Annotated in this window: 12 protein-coding genes; 4 read left to right on the forward strand and 8 right to left on the reverse strand. The window is 32.3% G+C overall.

Going from position 1 to position 11,386, the window contains the following annotated elements:
• Positions 1-399: 399 nt before the first annotated feature.
• Together ACFSBH_RS13410 and ACFSBH_RS13415 are read left to right on the forward strand one after the other, a co-directional pair.
• Positions 400-768 (forward strand): DUF1878 domain-containing protein, encoded by a 369-nt coding sequence (locus tag ACFSBH_RS13410; protein ID WP_171510271.1) that lies wholly within the window; start codon positions 400-402, stop codon positions 766-768.
• 3 nt (positions 769-771) lie between these two features.
• Positions 772-1,293 carry a hypothetical protein gene (locus ACFSBH_RS13415; RefSeq protein ID WP_251512959.1) on the forward strand — a complete coding sequence of 174 codons (522 nt, stop codon included), beginning with the start codon at positions 772-774 and terminating at the stop codon, positions 1,291-1,293.
• A 253-nt stretch (positions 1,294-1,546) separates the two neighbouring features.
• Here ACFSBH_RS13415 and csaA read toward each other — a convergent pair whose 3' ends face one another.
• The 6 genes from csaA to ACFSBH_RS13445 all read right to left on the reverse strand — a co-directional run bounded on the left by csaA (position 1,547) and on the right by ACFSBH_RS13445 (position 6,511).
• Entirely contained in the window at positions 1,547-1,879 is a 333-nt protein-coding gene (gene csaA, locus ACFSBH_RS13420; RefSeq protein ID WP_251512958.1) for a chaperone CsaA, read from the reverse strand.
• 36 nt (positions 1,880-1,915) lie between these two features.
• Complete coding sequence (locus ACFSBH_RS13425) at positions 1,916-2,806, reverse strand: EamA family transporter (protein WP_251512966.1); 891 nt, start codon at positions 2,804-2,806, stop codon at positions 1,916-1,918.
• A gap of 92 nt (positions 2,807-2,898) precedes the next feature.
• Positions 2,899-3,600, reverse strand: coding sequence for a helix-turn-helix transcriptional regulator (locus tag ACFSBH_RS13430; RefSeq protein ID WP_251512956.1), 702 nt, complete (start codon positions 3,598-3,600; stop codon positions 2,899-2,901).
• A gap of 504 nt (positions 3,601-4,104) precedes the next feature.
• The gene (locus ACFSBH_RS13435) at positions 4,105-4,917 is read right to left on the reverse strand and encodes a Shedu anti-phage system protein SduA domain-containing protein (protein ID WP_379597997.1); all 813 of its coding nucleotides are present in this window, start codon (positions 4,915-4,917) and stop codon (positions 4,105-4,107) included.
• 371 nt (positions 4,918-5,288) lie between these two features.
• Positions 5,289-5,792: a hypothetical protein gene (locus ACFSBH_RS13440; RefSeq protein ID WP_379597999.1), complete on the reverse strand. Its 504-nt coding sequence runs from the start codon at positions 5,790-5,792 to the stop codon at positions 5,289-5,291.
• A gap of 284 nt (positions 5,793-6,076) precedes the next feature.
• Positions 6,077-6,511, reverse strand: coding sequence for a hypothetical protein (locus ACFSBH_RS13445; RefSeq protein WP_379598001.1), 435 nt, complete (start codon positions 6,509-6,511; stop codon positions 6,077-6,079).
• Between the two features lie 173 nt (positions 6,512-6,684).
• On the opposite strand from ACFSBH_RS13445, the gene ACFSBH_RS13450 reads away from it, so the two are divergent.
• Together ACFSBH_RS13450 and ACFSBH_RS13455 are read left to right on the forward strand one after the other, a co-directional pair.
• Complete coding sequence (locus ACFSBH_RS13450) at positions 6,685-8,079, forward strand: SIR2 family protein (protein WP_379598003.1); 1,395 nt, start codon at positions 6,685-6,687, stop codon at positions 8,077-8,079.
• Positions 8,072-9,661 (forward strand): ATP-binding protein, encoded by a 1,590-nt coding sequence (locus ACFSBH_RS13455; protein WP_379598005.1) that lies wholly within the window; start codon positions 8,072-8,074, stop codon positions 9,659-9,661. Before ACFSBH_RS13450 ends, ACFSBH_RS13455 begins: the two co-directional genes overlap by 8 nt.
• A 181-nt stretch (positions 9,662-9,842) precedes the next feature.
• Here ACFSBH_RS13455 and ACFSBH_RS13460 read toward each other — a convergent pair whose 3' ends face one another.
• Both ACFSBH_RS13460 and ACFSBH_RS13465 read right to left on the reverse strand, forming a co-directional pair.
• Positions 9,843-10,445, reverse strand: a complete 603-nt coding sequence (locus tag ACFSBH_RS13460; protein WP_379598007.1) for a helix-turn-helix domain-containing protein — start codon at positions 10,443-10,445, stop codon at positions 9,843-9,845.
• A 227-nt stretch (positions 10,446-10,672) separates the two neighbouring features.
• The gene (locus tag ACFSBH_RS13465) at positions 10,673-11,344 is read right to left on the reverse strand and encodes a type ISP restriction/modification enzyme (RefSeq protein WP_379598009.1); all 672 of its coding nucleotides are present in this window, start codon (positions 11,342-11,344) and stop codon (positions 10,673-10,675) included.
• Positions 11,345-11,386 lie beyond the last annotated feature (42 nt).

The following is an 11,386-nucleotide window of genomic DNA, read 5'->3' on the forward strand; positions in this document are numbered from 1 at the left end:
TAAATCCATTATAAAGGACTTTTTATTTGCATTAAAGTAAATTAGCGAAAATTCGGGGTCTTGTTAATATTTAATCTTAATTAATGCAACGCTAGTGATTTAATATATATAAATCTTGAATTATTTTGAATATATCAGGAGGGAAGTAATATGGATGACAATAATTGAGTGAATTTTGCTACATTTTAACTTAATGCATTAATTAGAGATGATTTTCCCAAGCCCGTTTGGCCGAAATTACTATTTTACCTGCGTTTCATTTATACTAAATCTTTTTTGATAGAGTCAATAGATTCATAGACAGATTAATTAGTAGTTCGCAAAATTTAAGTTGCATGTACACATGTGGAATTAATTAACCTTTCTTTAAACTAAACTACTAATATGAGGATGATATTTATGAGCGATGAAAGAGTAAGATTATTAGAAGAAAAAGTTGAACATTTGGAATTTAAGTTAGACCTAATGTTTCATGATTCAAACATCAACAGGATTCTATTTGAATACGATATCACAAAAAGACAATATAACGAAATCATGAATCTAATGGACGAAATTAGAGACCAGATAAATCATAATAAAAAAGTTAGTAATAGCGAATATGAATCTAGAATTTATGAGATTACTGGTAACGAAGGTGATTACCACTTAGCCGAGTATATAGCAAAAGCACTTTGGGAAGATGGAAGATGGGATGAAGTTTTCCCTGCACTATATGGTAACTTCCCGAAGTATAAGCATATTATCAGCGAAAAGGATGGTAATTAACTATTGGACTTAAACACTTTAGGGAGCATTTCAAGTATAGTCTCTTTAGGTGGGGCTATTATTTCATGGATTTTCGCCTCTAAGACGATGAAGTATTTTAAAAATACAACAATGCAATATACATATACTGACATTCTATCAAGAATAAAAAGTATTGCGGAGGAAACACGCGAGAATAAGCGGAAATATATTAGAGGTAGTGAAAAATCTTATGATAAAATCATAACCAAATTAAACAATGTACTTTATGATTTACCTATTAATGAAGATGAGATTAAATCCTCTATAGAAGATATCATTAAAAGAATAGATAATTGCCTTAAAGAGCAAGTTTCCATTCAGCAAATGGATGAAAAAATTGCACATATTGAAGGTAGAGAAAAATTCAAGGATATTGACACCATATATAGAGAAGTAATAGAAATAATTAAAAGCAAGATAGTAATGATTCAAAATAGGAATTCAAATTCCATAATAAGTTGGGCTGTAAATAAAATAAGGCAAAAGGGACAAAAAAAAGATTGAGAGAAAGCAACTAATACGTGTATAAAAAGCAGGGGAATAACTCTGTAACCCCTGCTTTGGTTTACTTTATAATAATTATACCTATAAGTAAGGTCTCTAATTAAACAACTTAAGAACCTAATTTACCTAACCATTCCTTTTTAATAACAACTTCCACTCTTTGTTTTACCACTATTTGTGATACGGTTCTCTGGAAATTACCGGTAATATTACCCCTTAAACCAATCTCAAAAATACATTCACCAAAAATGTATTATGATATTCTTGTTCCATTCCTAACGAGTTCGTCAGGTTTCAAAAGAATAACATCCCCATCTTCTGGAACCGCACCAATTACCAATACTTCAGATTTAAACCCTGCAATTCTCATTGGAGGAAAATTAATTACTCCTACTACTTGACGTCCACAAAGTTTTTCAGGATTATACCTACGTGTGATTTGTGCAGACGAATATTTTATGCCAATCTCTTCTCCAAAATCGATTTCTAATTTTATTGCAGGTTTTCTCGCTTCAGGAAAAGATGTTGCATTTATGATTGTGCCAACACGAATATCTAGTATTAGAAAATCTTCGATTTTTACCATAATGATTTAACCACCTTTTTACAAGTTTACTCACTGCTAAGCCACCCTACGTTTATTTTTGCTACTAGAACTTTTGGAAGACCGTATTAATGTTCCGATACCAAGCATTAAAAGGAAAATCCCAAGCCACGAAATTGTGTTTAGGTTTTCTCCTAACATGAAAACCCCTAATAACGCTGCTGTCATTGGTTCTGCCAACGCAAGTGTAACTGCAGTAGATGAAGAAACATGGGCAAGTCCTTTGGCAAAAAGGAAATATGCTACCCCGGTCGCCATTATTCCAAGTTGAATGCTTATACCGACACCTCGAAAACTCATTATCCAAGACATATCAAAAATAAATAAAAATGGTGATAGACAGATTGCGCTTAGGGTGAAAACTACTGCAACCACTGATAAAGTTGAGTATTTTCCAACCATATCTCTGCTTATAAGAGCATAACTGGCAAACGATAAACCTGCCCCTAAAGCCATTATTATTCCAATAGGATCTACATACAATGATTCTTTATTCATAAATAGCATTAGACAACCTAAGATGGATAAAATTGTAGAATACCACCAAACTTTAGAAGGACGATTTTTGAAAAACATCCATTCCAAGAAACCAGATAAAATAGGGGCACTCCCAATTGCTACCACTGTTCCAATAGCCACTCCCGTAATCGAAACTGCTGAGAAAAATAACGGTTGATATAATGCCATACATAAAGAAGCCCCTATTATAGTTTTGACTGGCCAATCTATTAATTTCAATTTTCCTGTTATAAGTGCAATAAGTAATAAGAATAGACCCCCTACTGCTAAGCGAGTAGCGCCAATGGCAATCGGGTGTGCTGCTTCAGGAGCAAGTGCCTGCGTAGTACCTGTGGTCCCCCAAAGAATTGCTGCTAGCAATATTAAAAAAGGAGACAATTTACCCTTCATGTTGCTCACCTCAATAAAAAAGATAAAAAGAATAGTTAAACTTATGATAAACAAATCCATAAAAAGTTTCTTTACCAAGTTTAATATCCGCTTTATCCTTTATTAAGAATTTTATATTTCTTCGGAGGCATTCCTTCACATCTTACAAACCACCTTGTAAACGATGAAGAATTTTCAAAACCTAATTCCTCACTAATCTTTGTCATAGACCATGCTGTTGAAACTAACAGATGCTTAGCCTCTCTCAATCGAAGTTCAGTTATATACACACTTGGGCTTTTTCCCATTTTTTGTTTAAACCATGATGAATAATACGCTGGGTGATAATGTTCTATTTTCGCTAAAGTTTCTAAACTAATGGGCTCCTTAAAATGTTTGTGAATATATTCAATAGAAGGAAGTCTAGAGATATGTAGTTTGTTGGTCACATATTTAGTCAAATTTACTAAGGAAGAAGAATTTCTCTGACTCCTCGCCTCTTCCAATAACAAATAACGAATAGAAGACCATTGTTTATCCAGCCCTATATACATGGTGCTTGTATCCTCTGGCAAATAATGAATTGGTATATCTAATATTAAAAATTCGTTTCTGTCTACTGAACAATATTTAGGATCAAGCATTGGAGGAAGGTACAGACAATAATCCGGTCTCAGGTTTATCTCTTGCAAATTTGTTTGTATATCTAAGGATCCTTGTAATGGGAAAAGAAATTGACCAAACTTATGTTGGTGAGAATTAAATTCTTTAGAATAAGTCCTTTTCTCACAAGTTACTTGGTTGGCATTTCTCATTATGACTCCCCCTCTCTTTAAGATATATTATAATTCTAAACATATAGGTAATAAAGAAATTGAAAAGAGGAAGTACAGATTGACTTAAATCTTGTTTAGAAAATCCTTTGTAATAAGAACTTCTACCCTCTGCTTTACCACTATTTGTGATACGGTTCACCGTAACAATTTAAAGGCAATGATTTATATAAATAGAGGACATTCCCACTGTATTAGCTAGGGATTGTCCTTTTTAATGTATCAAAGCACTCCTCCATTATCCAAATATCGAATTGCGGTCGTGATTAAAGAAAGGGAGAGTCTGTTTGCGATTTCAAATCTCCGCTCCTTTATATGAGTATTCAAGTGATAACTAACAGAATTAAACTATCTTATACACAAATTTCCCCTTTTGTTTAAAGTCTAGTTTCTGTAGCATTTTTCCATGAACACAATCATGAATCTCAACTTTGAGGTCAGATCCCTATCCAGCTCTTTTTTTGTAGTTAAAATTTATGTCCTTCATCAGTATGTAGGTTCTCCAATTAATGCCTTAGCCGAGTCATAAAGGTTATCATAATGGAGCATTAATATATTCTCAGACAATCTTTTTTGTCGCTTCAATTGATAGGTTCTATTGTTAAAGTTATTTCTTTTTCCTGCTACGACAACGTAGTGTATGCGAGAACTATCATATTTAATGAATTCCTCAGTCAAATCCTGCCTTGGCGATTTATATTTTTTAAATGTTTCATATAGTGTTCCATAATTGGACTCAAGCCAATATTTCCAATCTATGACTTGTCTTTCACCTTTCCTCATTGCATCTCCTAAATGTCCGTTTGCTAAAGTAATATTTTTATGTGGATGTTCAAGCTCTACAAAAATAAATTCATACCCGCCTGAGCTTTTTCCCACAATTAAAAAATCCACTTGGTATGTATTACCTAATTGAAATTCTGGAAAAATAAATGCATCGTGATGACCAAATGAATAATACCCTTTCATTATAGATGCAATAATAAAATATGCCCTTTCTTCACGGATCCAGTTAAGAATCGACCTTTCATTCGAATTAGGATTTTCGATTATAGCAAGATACTCTTCTGTAAGAGAGGTTAAATACTCAATTTGTTGTAAATCCACTATGTCCAGATGGTTATTAGGAAACAGACTTTTATAGTGTCTAACAGCTACAGGGTACTCTCTGTATCGGCTCTTTCGTATTACTATATCACTATTTTCAAATCTTCGAACAATTTCTTTCTCTTTAAGAATTTCCCACTTGTTTTTCTCTTCTTGAGTAAGAGTGCAGTAATTCCTTGAGTGAATTTTCATCACCATTCCCCCCTATATTAAAATGTAGGAAAAGCAGTATAATTCTATCCCTTTAATGTTCCATACGAATCCGATAAAAGCTAAAAAGTATAATACCTTAACAATACGAGGACTATAACATACTTTAGTATATTAGCCTGGTGATTTCACCACGAAAGTCAATTACTGCCTGTTTTCCCGAAATTAATTATACTATGCGACTAATAATTAGTCTTACAGAATATACACCAATCAAAATAGTCAGACTATTATCCGTTGCGATTTACAAATTTGATAAGTCTCATATTTATGAAACATCACTATCAATAAGATAGCTGAAAAGAAAAAGAATGGGTGCAATTTAAGCCCATCCTTCATCTTTTAAGAGACGGTTATACAATTGACCCTTGTAATGATTCAACAAGTTTAGTCCCCAAAGTGAACAACGTTGTTCCAGCAGTAGCTAGTTCGCCAACGCTTTTAACTTTTTCAATCGCAGTTTTTATTATTATTTTCCTTGGTTTTTCACTTTCCAGTTCTTGTACTGCTGCTTCTAGTATTTCCGTAGTCTCCTCTGTGTCATCCTGTGAAATTGATTCATTCATATTAAGCTCTTCTACAAATTGTTCTGTTAATTCCTTTAATCCAGCAATCTTTGTTTCATTATATGTTTGGCTGGCAGCAACTGTACTCTGTCCCTCCGCATGGTTCAACTGACCTCTAAATTCTCCGATGTTGTATTGAGTATTAGATTTCCCATCAAGACCCATGTCTATTTTCAACTCCCCTAGATAAGTTACAATATAGTCAACAAGTGGTTTAGCAACTTGATTATTAAAGTTATCTACATGACTTTGTATTTTGTTTGACCCACCATAACCATATGCAATATTCATAATGTCAAGTTCATTTCTTGAAAACCTCTGCCTCTCTGATAGGCAACTTATACTTCGAATGGAATTCTTTTTCCTTGATTATATTCCCAATGTCAAAATGTGTCGTATTGTTTTCTTGAATAAATTCTTTAATTACAGGTGAATCCTCTATGAAAAGAAGAAACCTTTTTAAACAATCCTGATAATCCTGAAAATTACAATTCAAGAATCTACTCGCTACTCTTCTAAAGTTCAACGATAGTTTTTTAAACTCTTTTTCAATAGAAGCAACGTCTTCTCTCATTTTAATTCACCCCACAAAATGGACAATATATATTTTCTATGATTTGGTCGGCATGTACTTTAATAGTTTTTTTACAACATTGAAGCTGAACCTGTTCCAATTTCTCGTCCTCAGTTAACAGGTTAGGAGCCTCCTCTTTAAGTTTCTTGAAATCGAGAGTTAAACCAGACCCCTTCATCTTTCGACTTGCCTTTTTAAATGTATCGTTAAGTTGTTGTTTCATATAATTCATTGCAAGTGTTTGTGCATGTTCAATAACGTCATCAGGTATAAACTTATTATTGTCATCGACTAAGCCGCAAGAAGGGCAGAATAATTCCATAGTATCCTCTGCGTCTATGTCACCTCCTAAAGCCTTGAATCTCTCTTTACAATATGGGCATTCTAAAGAATAATATCCTTCACTATCAGTGGGTATTGCGATCTTTTGCTCCAAATTTACACCTCCAATTATCTATTACAATTATACCATTTAAAAAATGTACTGTTATTCAAACGAATATAGGGAACCATCTTTGATATGAGACTTCTATAAGTTAAATAGAGGATTTCCCCATATTGCTGTCGAATAGAGTCATATGTTGAAAAAACATCTAAAGGGGTCCTAAAATGCACGAATATATATATAATCAAATGACTCACAACATTAAATTTGAAAATAATGAATTACAGAACTTCTTTTGTAAGGAAGCTCCTGATCAAATTACTTCAGAGGAATCTGAAGGTTTTCATCTATATCTTACTGATATTATTCAAGAGATGTTTCATAGAGAGTTTTTTTCAGGTAGGCAAATAGATACGAATGAAGAGGTTATTTCCAGTATTAGGGATCAATTAAAGAAAAAAACCCAAAGAATTAGAAATGATATTCTAAATAAGTATCTCCAAAGTGAAAACCTACATATTTTAATGAGTAATGGTTGTTCTATGTATGCAGGATCCAAGGCAATTAATACAAATCAAAAACAAGAGCACACTTTTCTACTAGAAAATTTTAATTTCGATGAAAGCATTAATAACAAAGATGAGTTGGAAGGAGTATTAAAAAATTTAGCAAAGAAAAGGCCAGAACAAGCCTTAGATGGATTATATGAAATGTTATCATATTACCAAAATGTACTTCAAGATGACTCCATACTAAGTCAGTTGGAATTGTTAGTAGAGAATTTTAAAGACGCTTTTATTAAAAATTTCGTTCTAACAATTGATTATGAAATTAATCATTTTCATAAAACGTTTTTAAAAAAGTTAGTTTCAAGAGGAGATAAGAGTAATAAGGTAAATATTTTCACCTTAAACTACGATCTACTAATTGAAAAAACAGCAGAAGAACTTGGGATACAAGTAAACAATGGTTTTGCAGGGTTTCATTACCGTGCTTTTAACCCCGCTTCTTTTCATCTTGATACACATATCCAGTATTCAGACGGAGGGAAAACCTATACAAAAGGAATAAATTTGTTTAAGTTACATGGTTCACTATCTTGGTTTTTTGATAATTATAAACCACCTTACGGCATTTCTGAGAAACAATTAGATTTTAGAAATTTGTCTACTGAAGGTGAAGGATCCTTAATTCCTGATTGTATTATTTATCCCGTTCAATCTAAGAAAACATACTCATTAGATTTGCCCTACAGCGAAATGTTTCGCCAGTTTATTGAGTTTTGTAATAAACCAAACTCCACTTTATTAGTGATGGGTTATAGTTTTCTTGACGAACACGTTAACGATATAATAACCAATGCGTTGTCTAATCCCGAATTTAATCTAATTATTTTCTCTTACTCAAATAAGTCTGATGAAAATATTTCTCCATTCCTTCGAAGTTTAATTGATAGGAGCTTTGAAGATTCAAGAATAACGATATTCTTCGGGAACTTTCTAGGGGATTTTCAATACATAACAAGTTATCTAATACCATATCCTAACTTTGATAATAATGAAAAAATAATTCTCGATACATTAACAAGATTAAAAGGTGAGATGAATAATAATGTTTGATGGGGATGTACGTGTAGGGAAAATTATAAAAATTGAGGGATTAATAATAAATATTGAAGTAATAGATGAAGATGTAGCTAATAAGCTGGTATTAAAGTACGGAATTAATGATTATGTAGCATCAATTAATAAGTTGATTTACAGTATTTTACCAGATGGAAAAAGAATAGTAGGAAGGATTTCCAAGATATTTGATAAAAACACCTTTCTTCCCGATGATATTTTTATTAAGAATGATCATTCCTTTGTAATCGAAGCAAACTTGGTAGGAATTTATGATGACTTTTTAATGAAATTCGATTCAGGCATTAATAGCTTCCCCATTATTGGTAGTGAAGTTTTTTCAATTAGTCAAAAAATATATCAATCTATTGTTAGTATAAATGCTCCTTACACTCTACCAATTGGTACTAGTTATGATGACAACCAACTTGAAATCTCAGCAAACCCAGATATATTATTTGGAAAGCATATGGGGATTTTCGGGAATACAGGTACTGGGAAAAGTTCCACAGTCGCCTCTCTTATTCAGGGTTTAAAAAGAAGGCTACAAAATAGTAATGGTACTCCAGTAAATATTAAACCAAAAATTATAATATTCGATTCCAATGATGAATATGAACAAGCCTTTAGAGGAACGGAGTTTTCAGTTAAGAAAATAAAAAAGGAAGAATTGTATCTACCACATTATCATTTAAGTATTACTGAGTATTTCCAGTTCTTAGGGGCTAGCCTTGGTGTACAAGCTCCGATTCTAAAAAATTGTATAAAATCGCTAAGAAAAAAGAGTGAGAATGAGGACAAAAGGGTTTTTCATTTTAGTGATCTTCAAGATGAAATTAATAGGTGGCTATGGAATAACGCCAGAAAAAAGGATAGAGATGGGAATTTTACAGGGGATTTTGATAACTTTAAAGCTAGCCAGTGGTTCAATTGGTGTTCAACAATGATGAATAGAATTCAAACTATTACTGATGATCCCGGAATTTACCATATAATCGAAAGCAGAGATGGAGAAAGAAATACAATTGAAGAGATTGTAGAATCTGATATTGAAATCTTTATAATTGAAGCGGACTTTGAAAAGGATGAATTAGATATTGTTATGTTTCTGTTTTCCAAATTGGTCTATGAATGGGCTATAGAGAATAAAAAAACATGCAAAGTTGACAGTTTAGTAATTCTCTTAGAAGAAGCTCACCGCTATATTAATGAACAAGAACAGGAAGAGTTCAAATTAGGTTCATATTATATTGAAAGACTTGCACGAGAAGGGAGAAAGTTTGGCATTAGTTTAATCGTTTCAAGTCAAAGACCCTCTGAGCTTACAAAATCAATTGTTTCACAATGTAACTCATTTATTGTTCACAGGATAACTAATAAGTTAGACTTAGAGTTTGTTAACAGAAACTTGTCCAGTAATAATCAAGACCTAATAAAGTTTGTACCAGGATTAGAGAAACAATATGCAATTGTTTTCGGTGAAGCATTTGGTTATACAGATATCGTTAAAATAGCTGATGCAGCACCTGTTCCTGATAGCGAAGATCCAAAAGTAATTGATTCTTGGTTTGCAAAATAGACCTTATGCACTTACTTTTCAAACCATCTAAACCTTGGGTAAATTAAAATACAATGGGGTTGACTTTTTGAACACCAACTAACAAAAGGATTCTGAAAGTTATAGCAAATCAACTTTCTAACTGAAGACGTGAATGGGATGGGGAAATAATAATTCCCATCCTAGGCTCACCTTTAAGTTACTAAATTACATCAATCTCCATGTCTCTATCACTAAAACCAAATTCCTCTTGTTCCTTCTTAGTAAACAACGACTCCTTTCCTTCCGTAAACTCTCGCAAAACTGCTTCAACTTTTATTACATCATATATTCCTTGTTCGATTGCTTCTATTATAACACCATCCATATAGGCTTCCTTAAACCGTTTACCAACTTTTCTTAACAAAACTTCGGTTTCCATGATATTCAGCCTTAAAGCTAATGCTATACGGAATAGCATGTTTACTGGGACTTCCCTTGATCCATTTATATATCTGCTTAGAGTTGACTTTTTAATTAAACTCCGTTTTGATAATTCGGAATGTGTTATTTCCTTTTCAAACATTAACTTGTTTATATATTGATGAAAATTCTCATATTGATCATTTGTGTTTCTTTTAACGGCTTCTTCAAATCTCATAAAACTGTTTCTTGAGAAAGTATGGCCAAAACCGGTTTGTATTTCAAATTCTGCTTCATAGACCCTTTTATATTCTGATTGAATTCTCTCTATCTTTCTGTTTATTTCATCAGTATCAAATAATAATAAAACATTTATAAGAAGTTCATTTAATTCCTTATTCAAAACAATTCCTCCAATATTTCTTTACCTCTAATTAATACAGAAAACACAAATGCGAATATGATTTGCATATAAAATGTTTTGTAATATATCTTTATTATAAAGCATTACATCTACTTTTCGCTTAAAAGATTTGTTTCTATGGGAAGAATATGGGATTCATCAAATCAAAAAGACCGGCATTATATAATACCGATCTTTCACTCTAATCTAATAGGTACATCACTTGATTAATCCACTATTTCTAACGGTGGCAAACTGTTAATCAAATCCACAGTCTGAATAGACACATTAATTAAGCGAAGTAATAATTTGAAAATATACTTCTCATCCTCTGAATATTCATTTGGATCAAATAGTATTTGACTTTTCTTTTTCACTTCCAATTTATACTGATCCATCAACCACTCCATTGGGGTACGACCATTAATTACATATTGTTGTGCTCTTTCTGGAATATCTTTAATTGTAATATCAGAATTAAAGACTATGCTAGATGGATCGCCCTTTTTAGCATATTTCATCTTAGTAACCTTAAATGAGGGTTCCGAACTTTTGTATTCTATTGTTGCTTCATATGGCTTAACGTCCTCATAGTTAGTATGCAATTTAACCAGTTTTTCGCCAACTTCTGCATACGCCCAGAAGTCGGAGGTAAAGAAAATACGTGGACTCTCCTTCATTAAATCAGCTTGAAACAAGTCTTGATATTCCTTTGAGCTTAATAAAGCATAAATATAAAAGAAAATAGAGAGCTTATTTATTGTTTTATCTTTATAATGGGTTTGGAATTCCAATAATGTTTTATCTCGGATATTTTCAACCTTATGAACATTTTCTGTGTTTTGCAAGTGAAAAGTACACAACATTGCAATGAAAATATACATAAGCTTGCCAGCCAATTTTATTCAGTTATTTCTTGATAATGCATGTGTGATTCTGAA

Source organism: Oceanobacillus luteolus (assembly GCF_042678205.1).
Taxonomy (GTDB): domain Bacteria; phylum Bacillota; class Bacilli; order Bacillales; family Amphibacillaceae; genus Oceanobacillus; species Oceanobacillus luteolus.

Coding starts and splice junctions, on each gene's coding strand:
- ACFSBH_RS13440 (WP_379597999.1), bottom strand. CDS start 5,792: ATGAATATTGCATATGGTTATGGTGGGTCAAACAAAATACAAAGTCAT.
- ACFSBH_RS13430 (WP_251512956.1), bottom strand. CDS start 3,600: ATGAGAAATGCCAACCAAGTAACTTGTGAGAAAAGGACTTATTCTAAA.
- csaA (WP_251512958.1), bottom strand. CDS start 1,879: ATGGTAAAAATCGAAGATTTTCTAATACTAGATATTCGTGTTGGCACA.
- ACFSBH_RS13455 (WP_379598005.1), top strand. CDS start 8,072: ATGTTTGATGGGGATGTACGTGTAGGGAAAATTATAAAAATTGAGGGA.
- ACFSBH_RS13450 (WP_379598003.1), top strand. CDS start 6,685: ATGCACGAATATATATATAATCAAATGACTCACAACATTAAATTTGAA.
- ACFSBH_RS13410 (WP_171510271.1), top strand. CDS start 400: ATGAGCGATGAAAGAGTAAGATTATTAGAAGAAAAAGTTGAACATTTG.
- ACFSBH_RS13425 (WP_251512966.1), bottom strand. CDS start 2,806: ATGAAGGGTAAATTGTCTCCTTTTTTAATATTGCTAGCAGCAATTCTT.
- ACFSBH_RS13435 (WP_379597997.1), bottom strand. CDS start 4,917: ATGAAAATTCACTCAAGGAATTACTGCACTCTTACTCAAGAAGAGAAA.